This window comes from Cupriavidus neocaledonicus, from assembly GCF_000372525.1.
GTDB classification, from domain to species: Bacteria; Pseudomonadota; Gammaproteobacteria; order Burkholderiales; family Burkholderiaceae; genus Cupriavidus; species Cupriavidus neocaledonicus.
Genome location: NZ_AQUR01000101.1, coordinates 1 through 14,753 on the forward strand (window position 1 = coordinate 1; position 14,753 = coordinate 14,753).

Annotated in this window: 10 protein-coding genes, 1 tRNA gene and 2 pseudogenes; 8 read left to right on the forward strand and 5 right to left on the reverse strand. The window is 67.3% G+C overall.

Features of this window, described 5'->3' with window-relative positions; all coding sequences use genetic code 11:
* From A3AG_RS0118975 to A3AG_RS0118990, 4 genes and pseudogenes are all read left to right on the forward strand, one after another.
* Positions 1-379, forward strand: a pseudogene (locus tag A3AG_RS0118975) (allantoinase); the annotation flags it as partial.
* Positions 376-894 (forward strand): 2-oxo-4-hydroxy-4-carboxy-5-ureidoimidazoline decarboxylase, encoded by a 519-nt coding sequence (gene uraD / locus A3AG_RS0118980; protein ID WP_018006953.1) that lies wholly within the window; start codon positions 376-378, stop codon positions 892-894. The pseudogene A3AG_RS0118975 and the gene uraD, both read left to right, overlap by 4 nt.
* 180 nt (positions 895-1,074) lie before the next feature.
* Positions 1,075-2,142 carry a porin gene (locus A3AG_RS0118985; protein ID WP_018006954.1) on the forward strand — a complete coding sequence of 356 codons (1,068 nt, stop codon included), beginning with the start codon at positions 1,075-1,077 and terminating at the stop codon, positions 2,140-2,142.
* Between the two features lie 240 nt (positions 2,143-2,382).
* Complete coding sequence (locus A3AG_RS0118990; protein WP_012352285.1) at positions 2,383-2,628, forward strand: hypothetical protein; 246 nt, start codon at positions 2,383-2,385, stop codon at positions 2,626-2,628.
* Between the two features lie 103 nt (positions 2,629-2,731).
* Here A3AG_RS0118990 and A3AG_RS0118995 read toward each other — a convergent pair whose 3' ends face one another.
* Both A3AG_RS0118995 and A3AG_RS0119000 read right to left on the reverse strand, forming a co-directional pair.
* Positions 2,732-5,053 carry an NADP-dependent malic enzyme gene (locus A3AG_RS0118995; protein WP_018006955.1) on the reverse strand — a complete coding sequence of 774 codons (2,322 nt, stop codon included), beginning with the start codon at positions 5,051-5,053 and terminating at the stop codon, positions 2,732-2,734.
* A gap of 384 nt (positions 5,054-5,437) precedes the next feature.
* Entirely contained in the window at positions 5,438-6,064 is a 627-nt protein-coding gene (locus A3AG_RS0119000) for a DUF4136 domain-containing protein (RefSeq protein ID WP_026164306.1), read from the reverse strand.
* Between the two features lie 285 nt (positions 6,065-6,349).
* Here A3AG_RS0119000 and pepN point away from each other — a divergent pair, with 285 nt between their 5' ends.
* The 3 genes from pepN (at position 6,350) to A3AG_RS0119015 (ending at position 10,397) form a co-directional block, all read left to right on the forward strand.
* Positions 6,350-9,061, forward strand: coding sequence for an aminopeptidase N (pepN, locus tag A3AG_RS0119005; RefSeq protein ID WP_018006957.1), 2,712 nt, complete (start codon positions 6,350-6,352; stop codon positions 9,059-9,061).
* Between the two features lie 99 nt (positions 9,062-9,160).
* Positions 9,161-10,177: a class 1 fructose-bisphosphatase gene (locus A3AG_RS0119010; protein WP_018006958.1), complete on the forward strand. Its 1,017-nt coding sequence runs from the start codon at positions 9,161-9,163 to the stop codon at positions 10,175-10,177.
* Between the two features lie 144 nt (positions 10,178-10,321).
* Positions 10,322-10,397: transfer RNA gene (locus A3AG_RS0119015), tRNA-Thr, on the forward strand.
* Positions 10,398-10,437: 40 nt separating this feature from the next.
* On the opposite strand, the gene A3AG_RS33525 is transcribed toward A3AG_RS0119015, so the two are convergent.
* The 3 genes from A3AG_RS33525 to A3AG_RS0119025 form a co-directional block, all read right to left on the reverse strand.
* Positions 10,438-10,701 (reverse strand): hypothetical protein, encoded by a 264-nt coding sequence (locus tag A3AG_RS33525; RefSeq protein ID WP_081610755.1) that lies wholly within the window; start codon positions 10,699-10,701, stop codon positions 10,438-10,440.
* Positions 10,702-10,769: 68 nt separating this feature from the next.
* Positions 10,770-11,687, reverse strand: coding sequence for a polyphosphate kinase 2 (ppk2, locus tag A3AG_RS0119020; protein ID WP_018006959.1), 918 nt, complete (start codon positions 11,685-11,687; stop codon positions 10,770-10,772).
* A gap of 120 nt (positions 11,688-11,807) precedes the next feature.
* On the reverse strand, positions 11,808-13,196 hold the full coding sequence (locus A3AG_RS0119025; RefSeq protein WP_018006960.1) for an FAD-binding oxidoreductase: 1,389 nt from the start codon (positions 13,194-13,196) through the stop codon (positions 11,808-11,810).
* Positions 13,197-13,421: 225 nt separating this feature from the next.
* On the opposite strand from A3AG_RS0119025, the pseudogene A3AG_RS31785 reads away from it, so the two are divergent.
* Positions 13,422-14,532: pseudogene (locus tag A3AG_RS31785) on the forward strand (CapA family protein).
* Positions 14,533-14,753 lie beyond the last annotated feature (221 nt).

The window sequence follows — 14,753 nt, forward strand, 5'->3', positions numbered from 1 at the left end:
CGACCTGCCGTTCTGGACCGAAGTGGAAGTCAGCGGCGGCGAGAAGAAGCCGCACCTGGTGGTGCCGTACACGCTGGACTCGAACGACATGCGCTTTGCCACGCCGCAGGGCTTCAACACCGGCGAGCAGTTCTTCCAGTACCTGAAGGACGCGTTCGACGTGCTGTATGAAGAAGGCGATCCCGCAGGGCTGGACAGCCCCAAGATGCTGTCGATCGGCATGCACTGCCGCCTGCTCGGCCGCCCGGGCCGCTTCCGCGCGCTGCAGCGCTTCCTCGATTACGTGCAGGGGCACGACCAGGTGTGGATCTGCCGCCGTGTCGACATCGCCCGGCACTGGGCCGCCACCCACCCCTACACTCCCCGGAATCAAGCATGAGCCAGACCTACACCCTCGCCCAACTCAACACCATGCCGGTCGCGGAATTCGTGCAGGTGCTGGGCGGCATCTACGAACATTCGCCGTGGTTTGCCGAGACCGCCGCCGCGCAACGGCCCTTCGCCGATGCCGCCGCGCTGGCGCAGGCGCTGCGTCGTGCCGTCGACGAGGCCGGCGAAGCGGCGCAGCTGAAGCTGGTGCGCGCCCACCCCGAACTTGCCGGCAAGGCCGCCGTGCGCGGCGAGCTGACCGCCGAGTCGACGCGCGAGCAAAGCGGCGCCGGCCTGAACCAGTGCACGCCCGAGGAGTTCGACCGGCTGCAGTCGCTCAACGCCGCGTACAACCAGAAATTCGGCTTCCCGTTCATCCTGGCGGTGCGCGGCTACGATCGCCACGGCATCATCGCCGAGTTCGCGCGCCGCATTGAAAACACGCCGCAGCAAGAGTTGCAAACTTGCATCAACCAGATCCATCGCATTGCACAGTTCCGTCTTGACGACTTAGTATCCGCCTGAGCAAAAAAGCGTCACCTGTATAACAAAAAAACGCTGTACCCCGATGCTGCCGGCCCCCATGCAACACCACACCGAGCCCCGGCCAGGCGGCACGAACAAAAGCACAAAGACATGACAAGAACCCGTCAGGGACCCAGTACACAACGTTCCAAGCAGGATCAAAACCACGGAGGTCTAACAATGCAGAAGCAGTACAAGCCGGCGCTCAAGCTGGCGGCGGTAGCGGCTACCCTTTTTTCCGGCGCAGCCATGGCCCAGTCCAGCGTCACGCTGTACGGCCAGGCTGACATGTTCGTCGGCGGCGTGAAGAGCCCGGGCTCGGGCGAGCGCGCATGGGTGGCCAACTCGGGCGGCATGCAGACGTCTTACTGGGGCATCAAGGGCACCGAAGACCTGGGCGGCGGCACCAAGGCCATCTTCGACCTGAACGGCTTCTTCCGCACGGACGCCGGCCGCAGCGGCCGCTTCGACGGCGACTCGATGTTCAGCCGCAACGCCTATGTCGGCCTGCAGAACGACAAGGCCGGCACCATCAAGCTGGGCCGCAACACCACGCCGTACTTCATTTCGACCATCCTGTTCAACCCGCTGGTCGACTCGTACGTGTTCTCGCCGACGATCTTCCACACCTACTTCGGCGCGGTCAGCGGCGCCGTCGCCGATCCCGGCATCATCGGCGATTCGGGCTGGAACAACTCGGTGGTGTACAGCACGCCGAACTTCGGCGGCCTGACCGCCAACTTCATCTATGGCTTCGGCGAGCAGCCGGGCGCCGCCGGCAAGCAGAAGTTCGGCGGCAACGTCCTGTACTTCAACGGCCCGTTCGCCGCGACCGTGGCCTACCAGCAGGTCCGCTTCAACAGCGTGCCGACCGACATGTCCGCCCTCGGCCTGTCGCGCCAGGACGCCGCCCAGATCGGCCTGTCCTATGACTTCAAGGTGGTCAAGCTGTTCGCGCAGGGCCAGTACATCAAGACCCGCGCCACCACCGCGCCGTCGGGCGACATCAAGCACGTCGACGGCCAGTTCGGCGCGTCGGTGCCCATCGGCGCCGGCAACCTGCTGGCGTCGTACGCCTACGGCAAGGTCGACAACTCGCTGGGCGACTTCAAGCGCAATACCTTTGCCGTCGCCTACGACTACAACCTGTCCAAGCGCACCGACGTGTACGCCGCCTACTACTACGACAAGATCACCGGCATCGAGCACGGCGATACCTTCGGCGTGGGCGTGCGCCACAAGTTCTGATGCGCTGAGCGCGTCACCGCCAGCACTGGAGCCCGCCTTTCCGGCGGGCCTTTTTCATTGGGCGGCAAGGCGCAGCGGACGCCACCCGCGCGCGCCGCAATGCTGCGCTGCGCTACACCACGGCCGGTCCCGGCCCGGATGAGAAACTGCCACTCCATAGGCGGATTCAATTGGATTGGCCCCGGCGCGCTTCCTAGATTGGTGTTCCAGGCCTCAAAAACCATGACAGCGAGGTGACACATGCGGCGATACGCGAAGACCCGTTCGGAACTGATGGCCATCCTGAACCAGTGCCTCGACAACAACCCCGAGTGCGGCGAATGCGAGCTGCACGCGGTGCGAATGCACCAGCCTGACCATACCGGTTGCAACTGGAGCGCCGAAGTCGATTTCCCGCAGGAGTCCGTCGACAACCTGGGCCATCAACTCGCAGCGGCAAAATCCATCATCGTGGTCATGCGCGAGCAGTACAACGTGCTGCAATAGCCACAACCCAAAGTGCCCGTTGCCGCGCGGATGCGGCAGGGCAACAAACAAAAAAGCCGGGTCATCGACCCGGCTTTTTACATGGCGGAGGGTGCGCGGCGGCTCAGCGCACCGCGTTGCACTCGGCCACGGCGACCGCCGTCATATTGACGATCCGGCGCGTGGTGGCCTGCGGGTTGAGGATGTGCACCGGCTTGGCCGCGCCCAGCAGGATCGGGCCCACCGTCACGCCCTGTCCGCCCGTGATCTTGAGCAGGTTGAAGGCAATGTTGGCGGCGTCCAGCGTCGGCATCACCAGCAGGTTGGCGCTGCCGGCGAGCTTGGTCGACGGCAGGAAGTGGCGGCGCACGTCTTCGACCAGCGCGGCATCGCCCTGCATCTCGCCTTCGACTTCCAGGTGCGGCGCCTCGCGCGCGAGGATCTGCGCGGCCTCGCGCATCTTGCGCGCCGACGGGCGCGTCGACGAGCCGAACATCGAGTGCGACATCAGCGCCACCTTGGGCTGCAGGCCGAAGCGCGCGATCTCTTCCGCGGCCAGCTGGGTGATGGCCGCGAGCTGTTCCGCGCTGGGGTCGTCGTTGACGAAGGTGTCGGTGATGAACAGCGTGTACTTCTCCAGCATCAGCGCATTCATCGCGGCGAACACATGCGCGCCCGGCGCCAGGCCGATCACGTCGCGCACATGCTCGAGGTGCGCCTCGAAGCGGCCCACGGTGCCGCACAGCAGCGCGTCGGCGTCGCCCATGTGCATCAGCATGGTGCCGATCAGCGTGTTGGAGCGGCGCAGCGCCACCTTGGCCATGTCCGGGGTCACGCCGTCGCGGCCGCGCAGCGCGTGATAGGCCTCGTGGTAGGCGCGGTAGCGCGGATCGTCCTCGGGGTTGATGAGCTCGAAGTCCACGCCCGGCTTCAGGCGCAGGCCGGCCTTGTCGATGCGCATCTGGATCACGTGCGGGCGGCCGATCAGGATCGGACGGGCCAGGCCTTCGTCGACCACCGACTGCACCGCGCGCAGCACGCGCTCTTCCTCGCCCTCGGCATAGGCCACGCGCTTGGGCGCGGCCTTGGCGGCCGAGAACACCGGCTTCATGATCAGGCCGGTGTGGTAGACGTAGGTCGACAGCTGCTGGCGATACGCTTCCAGGTCCTTGATCGGACGCGTGGCCACGCCGGACTCTTCGGCGGCCTTGGCCACCGCCGGCGCGATCTTCTCGATCAGGCGCTGGTCGAACGGCGTCGGGATGATGTAGTCGGGGCCGAACTTCAGCTCGCGGCCGCCGTAGGCCGCGGCCACGGCGTCGTTCAGCTCGGCTTCGGCCAGCTCGGCGATGGCCTTGACGCAGGCCAGCTTCATCGCTTCCGTGATCTTGGTCGCGCCGCAATCGAGCGCGCCGCGGAAGATGTACGGGAAGCACAGCACGTTGTTGACCTGGTTCGGGTAATCCGAACGGCCGGTGGCGATGATGCAGTCCGGGCGCGCGGCCTTGGCCACTTCCGGGCGGATCTCGGGCTCGGGGTTGGCCAGCGCCAGGATGATGGGCCGCTCGGCCATGGTCTTGACCATCTCGGCGGTCAGCACGCCGGCGGTCGAGCAGCCCAGGAAGACGTCGGCGCCCTTGACGATGTCGGCCAGCGTGCGCGCCGAGGTGTCCTGCGCGTAGCGGGCCTTGTTGGCTTCCATGTTGGCGTCGCGGCCGACATAGATCACGCCCTTGGAATCGACCACCGAGACGTTCTCGCGCTTCACGCCGAGGCTGACCATGGTGTCGAGGCAGGCGATGGCGGCAGCGCCGGCGCCCGACACCGCCATCTTCACCTTGGCGATGTCCTTGCCGACCACCTTCAGGCCATTGAGCAGCGCCGCCGCCGAGATGATCGCGGTGCCGTGCTGGTCGTCATGGAAGACGGGGATGTTCATGCGCTCGCGCAGCTTCTGCTCGATGTAGAAGCACTCGGGCGCCTTGATGTCTTCCAGGTTGACGCCGCCCAGCGTGGGCTCCAGCGCGGCGACGATCTCGACGATCTTGTCCGGGTCGCGCGCGTCGAGCTCGATATCGAACACGTCGATGCCGGCGAACTTCTTGAACAGGCAGCCCTTGCCCTCCATTACCGGCTTGCCGGCGAGCGGGCCGATGTCGCCCAGGCCCAGCACGGCGGTGCCGTTGGTGACCACGGCCACCAGGTTGGCGCGCGAGGTGTATTCGGCGGCGGTGGCGGGATCCTTGGCGATCTCCTCGCAGGCGTAGGCTACGCCCGGCGAATAGGCCAGCGACAGGTCGCGCTGGTTGGACAGCGCCTTGGTCGCGGTGACCTGGATCTTGCCCTTGGTGGGGCTGCGGTGGTATTCCAGCGCGGCGAGGCGCAGCTGCGCTTCAGGACTGTTCGGGGCATGTTGCGGTGCATCACCGCTGGTCTTGCTGCTCATTGGCTCGTCCGGAAAATGGCCCGGACCGGAAGCGCCCCTCTCCCGCCATGGTTCGACCCGGCTCAAGCGACAAGCCGGCAGCGAAGGACTAGCTTTGGCAGCGAAACTGACGACTCCGGCAGCCAGGCCGGAAAAATCGAGCAGCTATTCTAGCCCACGCGCCCGCGCAAAGTACCACCACGTCACGCCCGCAGGCCGCAATTTGCGCGGATTCTGGCCGTTAAACAGCTTTTACCATTGGGTATGCAATGGCGGTGCAGAAGCATGCTCCTGCATGCATCCGCACGCATTGCATCCGGGCGGCCGCCGGGGCCGTCTTTGCCGCTGGTTGCCGCCCTCGTTGCCGCCCTGGTTTTTCACCCTGGTTGCCGCGCCGGTGTCGCCCTACTTGGCGCTCTTCTCCACCTCCAGCGTCACCCGGCGCGGACGGCCGCTGTCGGACGGGAAGTCGGTGAAGGCGCTGCGGATCAGGTACGGCATCATCGCCGGCAGGCTGCCATTCTCGACCTGGTTCTGCGCGGTGACCTGCCAGACCCGCTTGCCGCTGGCCGCGTCCTTGAAATACACCCTCAGGCTGGAGAACGTCACCGGCACGTCGCGCACCACCGTCTGCGGCGGCCAGTAGCCCGGGCCCCACGGCCCCCAGGGGCCCCACGGCCGGTAGTAGCCCGGTCCCCAGTACGGGCCCCAGTACGGGCCCCAGGGGCCGTACCACGGGTCCGGGTAGACCGTCTCGGCCACGCGCACCAGCCCCGGCACCGAGTCGTAGTCCATGCTGACCAGGTAGCGCGCCTGCCGGGCCGGCACCTGCTCGAAGCCGACCCCGGCCAGCGTCGCCGCCAGCCACTGTTCATAGGTCTGCCGGTCGAGCTGGGCCGCCTGCTCGGCGCTGCGCTCGAAGCTGTAGGTGCGCGGCGCGTCGTTCTGCCAGCCGGGCTGGCGGAACGACGTGACATCGGTGGTCACGGTGCTGGCGCACCCGGCCAGCAGCAGCGCCGCCAGCAGGGCCAGCGCTGCCCACGTCCCGCGCAGCCCGGGCCATCGGCCCGCTGCCCCTAGATTGCCGACACCGCCTGCGCGCTGCCACATAGTGCTACCTCGCTCTTCTGTCTGCTGAAACCCTGCGTGTCTCTGAGACCACGCCGGCGCCGTGGAAATTCCCCGCACCGCTTGGTGCGGCGCCCGCCAGACCACGCCCCGACCCCTTGGCTACAATGAGGACTTCAGCGCCATGCTGCTTGCACGCGCGTGGCCGCCCCCCTTTTCCTAACGGTCTTCCGAAGACAGGATCCCTCCATGCTGCGCACCGACACGCCCGTTACCGTCTATCGCAAGGACTATACCCCGCCGCCGTTCGCCATCGACCACGCCGCGCTGGTGCTGGAGCTCGATCCCCAGCGCACCGTGGTCACCAGTACGCTGCGCTTCGCGCGCACGGCGGGCGCTCCCGATGCGCCGCTGGTGCTGGCCGGCGAAGAGCTCGAACTGATCGGCGTCAGCCTGGACGGCAAGCCGGTGGCCAACGCCACCCAGGACGGCGGCACGCTGACGCTGCCCGGCCTGCCGGCGCAGGGCACGCTGGAAATCACCACCGCATGCCAGCCCGCGGCCAACACCACGCTGTCCGGGCTCTATGTCTCCAACGGCAACTTCTTCACCCAGTGCGAGGCCGAGGGCTTTCGCCGCATCACCTATTTCCTGGACCGCCCCGACGTGATGGCGACCTACCGCGTCACGCTGCGCGCCGACCGCGCCGCCTATCCGGTGCTGCTGTCCAACGGCAACCTGATAAGCCAGCGCGAACTGCCCGATGGCCGCCACGAAGCCGTCTGGGAAGACCCGTTCCCCAAGCCGTCCTACCTGTTCGCGCTGGTCGCGGGCAAGCTCGAATGCATCGAGCAACGGATCCGGTCCGCCTCCGGCAAGGACAAGCTGCTGCAGGTGTGGGTCGAGCCGCGCGACCTCGACAAGACCCGTCACGCGATGGATTCGCTGGTCCATTCGATCCGCTGGGACGAGCAGCGCTTCGGCCTGGAACTCGATCTCGACCGCTTCATGATCGTCGCCGTCGGCGACTTCAACATGGGCGCGATGGAGAACAAGGGCCTGAACATCTTCAACACCAAGTACGTGCTGGCCAATGCGGAAACCGCGACCGACACCGACTTCGCCAATATCGAGGCGGTGGTCGGCCACGAGTACTTCCACAACTGGACCGGCAACCGCGTGACCTGCCGCGACTGGTTCCAGCTGTCGCTGAAGGAAGGCCTGACGGTGTTCCGCGACCAGGAGTTCTCGGCCGACATGATGGGCTCGGAATCGGGCCGCGCGGTCAAGCGCATCGAGGACGTGCGCGTGCTGCGCCAGGTGCAGTTCCCCGAGGACGCCGGCCCGATGGCGCATCCGGTGCGCCCCGACAGCTACGAGGAGATCAACAACTTCTACACCGTCACCGTGTACGAGAAAGGCGCAGAGGTGGTGCGCATGTACCAGACCCTGCTGGGCCGCGACGGCTTCCGCAAGGGCATGGACCTGTACTTCGAGCGCCATGACGGCCAGGCCGTGACCTGCGACGACTTCCGCGCGGCCATGGCCGATGCCAATGGCCGTGACCTCAGCCAGTTCGGCCTGTGGTACAGCCAGGCCGGCACGCCCGTGGTGACCGCGCGCACCGCGTGGAACGGCGACGACGGCAGCCTGACGCTGACGCTGTCGCAGCGCTGCCCCAAGGTCGGCATCGAGACCCGCGCCGGCACGCCCGACAAGCAGCCGTTCCATATCCCGTTCGCGCTCGGCCTGCTGGGCGCGGATGGCAACGACCTGCCGCTGCAGCTCGAGGGCGAGAGCGCGCCGGCCGGCACCACGCGCGTGCTCGACTTCACGCAGGCCGAGCAGAGCTTCCGCTTTATCAACCTGCCGCGCGGCGCCGAGGCGCCGCTGCCGTCGCTGCTGCGCAATTTCTCCGCGCCGGTGATCGTCGATGCCGAGTACACCGACGCGCAGCTGACCTTCCAGCTGTCGCACGACAGCGACGCCTTCAACCGCTGGGAAGCCGGCCAGCGCCTGGCCACGCGCGCGCTGCTGCAGCTGGTGGCCGACGTGCAGGCGGGGCGCGAGCTCAGGCTCGATCCCGCGCTGGTGCGCGCCATGCGCGCGGTGCTGACCGACGACACGCTCAATCCCGCCTTCCGCGAGCAGGCCCTGGTGCTGCCGGCCGAGGCCTACCTGGCCGAGCGCATGGGCGTGGCCGATCCCGCCGCCATCCACCGTGCCCGCCAGTTCATGCGCGAAGGCCTGGCGCGCGCGCTGCAGGCCGACTGGCTCGCCGCCTATGAAGCCAATGCCACGCCGGGCCCGTATTCGCCCGATGCCGCCTCGGCGGCGAAGCGCGCGCTGCGCAACCTTGCGCTCGGCTATCTCGCCGACAGCGGCGACGCCGCGATGCAGGCGCTGGCCGACCAGCAATACCAGCACGCCGACAACATGACCGACCGCTTCGCCGCGCTGTCGGCGCTGGTCAACAGCTTCGCCCCCGGGCGCGAGCACGCGCTGGCGGACTTCTACCAGCGCTTCGAAGACGATGCGCTGGTGATCGACAAGTGGTTCTCGCTGCAGGGCATGCAGCGCGGCAGCGTCGGCCCGCAGCCCGGTGGCCCGCATGCCGGCAAGCGCACCATCGATACCGTGCGGGCGCTGATGGAGCATCCCGCCTTCAACCTGCGCAACCCCAACCGCGCGCGCTCGCTGATCTTCAGCTTCTGCTCCGGCAACCCGGCGCAGTTCCACGCCGAGGACGGCTCGGGCTACCGCTTCTGGGCCGACCAGGTGCTGGCGCTGGACGCCATCAACCCGCAGGTGGCGGCACGCCTGGCGCGGGTGATGGACCGCTGGCAGAAGTACGAACTGGCGTTGCGCGACCGCATGCGCGCCGAGCTGGAACGCGTCGCTGCCTGCAGCACGCTGTCGCGCGACGTGCGCGAGATCGTCGGCAAGGCGCTGGCCGGCTGAGCGCGCCGGCGACGGGACAGGCAGCCCGGCCCACGCCCCCGATGCCGGGCCCCGCGCGGCCGGGCATGTAGAATTGCGGCCATCCAAGGAGAACCAACCATGACTCGCATCAGCCTGACCCGCTACCTGGTCGAGGAACAGCGCAAGCACAACACCATCCAGCCCGAACTGCGGCTGCTGATCGAAGTGGTCGCGCGTGCCTGCAAGGCCATTTCCAACGCCGTCAGCAAGGGCGCCCTCGCCGGCGTGCTGGGCTCGGCCGGCACCGGCAACGTCCAGGGCGAAACCCAGCAGAAGCTGGACGTGATCGCCAACGAAGTGCTGCTCGACGCCAACGAATGGGGCGGCCACCTGGCCGCGATGGCGTCGGAAGAAATGGAATCGTTCTACGAGATTCCCAACCGCTACCCGAAGGGCGAATACCTGCTGATGTTCGACCCGCTCGACGGCTCGTCGAACATCGACGTCAACGTCTCGATTGGCACCATCTTCTCGGTGCTGCACATGCCCAAGCCCGGCCAGACCGTGACCGAGGCCGACTTCCTGCAGCCCGGCACGCACCAGGTTGCCGCCGGCTACGCCGTGTACGGCCCGCAGACCACGCTGGTGCTGACGGTCGGCAACGGCGTGCACATGTTCACGCTGGATCGCGAGGCGGGCAGCTTCGTGCTGACCCAGTCCAACGTCACGATTCCGGAAGACACCAAGGAATTCGCCATCAACATGTCGAACATGCGCCACTGGGCCCCGCCGGTGCGCAAATACATCGACGAGTGCCTGGCCGGCGACGAAGGCCCGCGCGGCAAGAACTTCAACATGCGCTGGGTCGCCTCGATGGTTGCCGACGTGCACCGCATCCTGACCCGCGGCGGCATCTTCATGTACCCGTGGGACAAGCGCGAGCCGGAAAAGCCGGGCAAGCTGCGCCTGATGTACGAAGCCAACCCGATGGCGATGCTGGTCGAGCAGGCCGGCGGCGCCGCCACCAATGGCGAGCAGCGCATCCTCGACGTGCAGCCGACCAAGCTGCACCAGCGCGTCTCGGTGATCCTGGGCTCGAAGAACGAGGTGGAGCGCGTCACCCGCTATCACCAGGAAGCGCAGGCCAAGGCCTGATCCGGCCAGGACCGCGTTGAACGGGGCGCGCCGCGCCCCGTTTTTTTCATGCCGGCGCCAGATGGCATCGGCGACACAAAGGGCTTCACACGGCGGGAGAACGCTGCTACTATTGCGGGCTGTTCCAGTTCACCGGAACATGTTGCCGAAGTAGCTCAGTCGGTAGAGCAGCTCATTCGTAATGAGAAGGTCGGGGGTTCGATTCCTCTCTTCGGCACCATCGGAATGCCAGGGCCCAGCCCGCACAAACCCGGACAGCGTCACGCTCTCCGGGTTTTTTGTTGCGCGCGTTCCGGCGATGACGGCGGCACAGAAGGTGGCACAGAAGGCGGCAATGCCACCGGCTGGCGCCCCAGCCGCTGCGCCCACCAGTAGCGGAAGGGGTGTTCCAGATCGGGATAGAGCACCGGCTGGCTGAAGCAGCCGGCACGCTTCATCAGGAGATAGGCGGCAAGCATGGCCGCCCAGAAAGCTAGCAGTTCCACGATCACGGCCGCCGCGGATGTCGGGGTGGCCGCTTTCATTATAGGTAGCCGCCTCCGGCATGGGGCCGATGGCGCACCCCGTGGATACCCTAGGCGCCGGGCATCGATCAGTACACTTCCGGCACGATCATCTCCTTCGGCACCGGCTGGCGCACGTAGTCCTGATGGCGTTCGCGGCCGGGCAGCACCACCGTGGGCGTGTCTACCTCGGCATACGGCACCAGGCCCAGCAAGTGATGGATGCAGTTCAGCCGCGCGCGCTTCTTGTCGTCGGCCTGCACCACCCACCACGGCGCTTCCGGGATGTGGGTACGCTCGAGCATGATCTCCTTGGCCCGCGTGTAGTCTTCCCAGCGGCGCTGCGATTCCAGGTCCATCGGGCTGAGCTTCCACTGCTTGAGCGGGTCATGGATGCGGCTGAGGAAGCGCAGGCGCTGCTCGTCGTGCGTGATCGAGAACCAGTACTTGATCACCTGGATGCCGGAGCGCACCAGCATTTTTTCGAATTCGGGCACGGAGCGGAAAAATTCCTCGTACTGGTCGTCGGTACAGAAGCCCATCACGCGCTCGACGCCGGCGCGGTTGTACCAGCTGCGGTCGAACAGCACGATCTCGCCGGCGGCGGGCAGGTGCGCGACGTAGCGCTGGAAGTACCACTGGGTGCGTTCGCGGTCGTTGGGCGCCGGCAGCGCGGCAACGCGGCAGACGCGCGGATTGAGCCGCTGGGTGATGCGCTTGATCACGCCGCCCTTGCCGGCGGCGTCGCGCCCCTCGAACAGGATCACGACCTTGTGCCCGGTGGCGGCGACCCAGCTTTGCAGCCGCACCAGTTCGCCCTGCAGCCGGAACAGCTCGCGGAAATATTTCCGGCGGCTGTCCTGCTCGGCCTGGTCGTCCAGGTGCACAGGATCGCCGAAGGCTTCGCTGGCTTCGCGGTCGTCCAGTTCCAGTTCGATCTCTTCGTCGTAGTAGTCGGCCACCTCGTTGTGGATGCGCCGCACCAGTTCTGCTTCGCCCGGTCTCATCTGATCTGCTCTCCCTGTGGATACAACGCGGTCGCGGCAATGCTGGCAGGCCCGCATTGCAGCCGCGTGAAGGCGGAGCAGGTCGCCCTGCCCCGCTCCGGACCGCCACGTGATACGCCTTCAGCCAGCGGGATTGATGTTGTGGTTGTGGCGGAACAGGTTGTCGGGATCGTAGCGCCGCTTCACTTCCACCAGCCGGTCGTAATTGGGTCCGTAGGCGGCGCCGACGCGGTCGACCTCCTCCTGCGTGAGGAAGTTGACATAGACGCTGCCCAGCGCGAACGGCGCCGCCGCGCGGAACACCTCGCGCGCCCAGCCGATGCAGCGGTCGTCGTCCGCAGGGCTGTCCCAGCGCCCGTGCAGGTTCATGATGAACTTGGCGTCGCGGTTGGCGTAGGCGGTGGCGTCGGGCGCGACGCGGTTGGTCTGCCCGCCCATCGCGCCGATAAACACCTCGCATTGCGGCGACGGCAGCTTGCCGATCTGCTCGATCAGCATCGCGATCAGCCCGTCGTCCAGGCCCGCGAAATTGTGCGACTTCCAGTAGTTGCGCGCGCCCGGCGTCAGCAGCGGATCGAAGGCCTGCTGCCACGCGGTGAGCGGCATCGGCCCCAGGTGCTCGCCATACGGGGTGCCGAGCTTGCGCAGCGGCTCGACCAGTTGCGGCCCCTGCTCCGGCGGACCGATATAGCAGATCGCCAGTGCCGCGACCGGCTTGCCATGCGCCTCGGGCGGCAGGAACGGCAGCGGCGGCGCCTGGCGCAGCACCACCCACACGGTCAGTTCGTCGGGCATCGATTCATACAGCTCGCGATAGGCGGGCAGCACGCTGGCGGCCTGCTCCAGCGGATAGACGATCAGTCCGCCATAGACCTGCGGCCCCACCGGATGCAGGCGGAACTCGAACATCGTCACCACGCCGAAGTTGCCGCCGCCGCCGCGCAGCGCCCAGAACAGGTCGGCGTTCTCGTCGCTGCTGGCGCGCACCAGCTTGCCGTCGGCGGTGACGACCTGCGCCGATACCAAGTTGTCGACGGTGGTGCCGAACTTGCGGCTGAGCCAGCCAAAGCCGCCGCCCAGCGTCAGCCCGGCGACGCCGGTGGTGGAGTTGATGCCGAGCGGCGTGGCCAGGCCCTGCGCCTGCGCCTCGTGGTCGAAGTCGCGCAGCGTGGCGCCCGGCTCTACCCATGCGCGTTGCGCGTGGGGATCGATGCGCACCGAGCGCATCGTCGACAGGTCCAGCACCATGCCGCCCTCGCAGATCGCCAGCCCGCCGATGTTGTGGCCGCCGCCGCGTATCGACAGCAGCACGCCGTGCTCGCGCGCGAAGTTCACCGCCGCCATCACGTCGGCAGCGCCCGCGGCCTGCACGATCCACTGCGGATGGCGGTCGATCATCGCGTTCCAGATCCGGCGCGCGTCGTCGTAGCCGCTGTCGGCCGGCTGCAGCAAGCGTCCGCGCAGCTGCGCCTTGAGTGCCTCAATATGTTCCTGCGATGGCTGGGCCATGATCTGCCTCCCGATGCTGGTTGGAAACATCGGACGACACGCGGCGTCACGGGCAAAAAAATGGCCACGAGGACCGATGATTCCATCATTTAAGGCAGGCACCGGGGGAATGTAAATGCGCGCTGTGCGCGGCGCATTGCGCGGGTGGGCCCGACTCCTGCCGTGGCAGCGCGGCCTATCATGGAGGCACGGCGGCACGGTGCCCGCGCGCCGTGCGCCTGCACAATGGAACCTGCCAGCCAACCTCCCCTGTTCCTGTGCGGCGACGTGATGACGGGTCGCGGCATCGACCAGATCCTGGCGCATCCCAGCCAGCCGCTGCTGCATGAATCGTATGTGCATTCCGCGCTCGACTACGTGCGCCTGGCGGAACGCAAGGCCGGCCCGATCGCGCGCCCGGCCGGCCCGGACTATCCGTGGGGCGATGCGCTGGCGGAACTGGCAAGCCGCGCCGCGCGGCCGCGCATCGTCAACCTGGAAACCGCCATCACCACCAGCGACGATGCCTGGCCCGGCAAGTCAGTGCACTACCGCATGCATCCGCGCAATGTCGATTGCCTGCAGGCCGCCGGCATCGATTGCGCGGTCCTAGCCAACAACCATGTGCTCGACTGGGGCCGCGCGGCTGGCCGATACGCTCGATGCACTGGACGGCGCGCAGATCGCGCACGCCGGCGCGGGCCCCGACGAGGCCAGCGCGGCAGGCGCAGCGGTGCTGCCACGGCCCGGCGGTGGCCGCGTGGTGGTGCTTGCCTTTGCCATGACCAACGCCGGCACGCCGGCGGCGTGGCGCGCCACCGCCGGGCACTCGGGCGTGAACCTGCTGGACGACTGGTCCGTGGCCTCGCAGCAACGCATTGCCGCGCAGGCCCATCAGCTGCGGCGCCCCGGCGATGTGATGGTGCTGTCGATCCACTGGGGCCCGAACTGGGGCTACCACATCGACCCCGCGCAGCGCGCCTTCGCCCGCGCGCTGGTCGAGCACGCCGGCATCGACATCGTGCACGGGCATTCCTCGCATCACCCGCTCGGCATCGAGCTGCATGCCGGCAAGCCGATCCTGTACGGCTGCGGCGATTTCATCAACGACTACGAGGGCATCGGCGGATACGATGCCTACCGCCCGGACCTGGCGCTGATGGCATTCGTCGGGTTCGATCGCGGCGACAGCGCGGAGCTGCGCCTGGTGCCCATGCGGCGCAGCCACTTCCGGCTGGCACATGCGCGCGAAGTCGACATGGCATGGCTGCAAGCCATGTTCGAAACACAGGGACGCGCGCTTGGCACACGCGTGGCGCGCAGCGGACTGCACGAGTTGCGGCTATGGGCGGCATAAGCCGCAAGCCGCCCCCGCCACGATTCCGGTACTTGCGGTACTTGTGAAATGGCCGGCGCACAAACAGAAAGGCCAGCGCGATGGCTGGCCTTCCCGTTCATTCAAGTGCCACGTGTGTCGGTTCGGTGTAACGCTTCCACAGAGTGCTGATCCGCTTCTGCATTCATTGCCCAACGCTAGCTCGGTCGCCCATCCTGCGGCACCCCAGGACATACCTGCAG

Coding starts and splice junctions, on each gene's coding strand:
- pepN (WP_018006957.1), top strand. CDS start 6,350: ATGCTGCGCACCGACACGCCCGTTACCGTCTATCGCAAGGACTATACC.
- A3AG_RS0118990 (WP_012352285.1), top strand. CDS start 2,383: ATGCGGCGATACGCGAAGACCCGTTCGGAACTGATGGCCATCCTGAAC.
- A3AG_RS0118985 (WP_018006954.1), top strand. CDS start 1,075: ATGCAGAAGCAGTACAAGCCGGCGCTCAAGCTGGCGGCGGTAGCGGCT.
- A3AG_RS0119010 (WP_018006958.1), top strand. CDS start 9,161: ATGACTCGCATCAGCCTGACCCGCTACCTGGTCGAGGAACAGCGCAAG.
- A3AG_RS33525 (WP_081610755.1), bottom strand. CDS start 10,701: ATGAAAGCGGCCACCCCGACATCCGCGGCGGCCGTGATCGTGGAACTG.
- ppk2 (WP_018006959.1), bottom strand. CDS start 11,687: ATGAGACCGGGCGAAGCAGAACTGGTGCGGCGCATCCACAACGAGGTG.
- A3AG_RS0118995 (WP_018006955.1), bottom strand. CDS start 5,053: ATGAGCAGCAAGACCAGCGGTGATGCACCGCAACATGCCCCGAACAGT.
- A3AG_RS0119025 (WP_018006960.1), bottom strand. CDS start 13,196: ATGGCCCAGCCATCGCAGGAACATATTGAGGCACTCAAGGCGCAGCTG.
- uraD (WP_018006953.1), top strand. CDS start 376: ATGAGCCAGACCTACACCCTCGCCCAACTCAACACCATGCCGGTCGCG.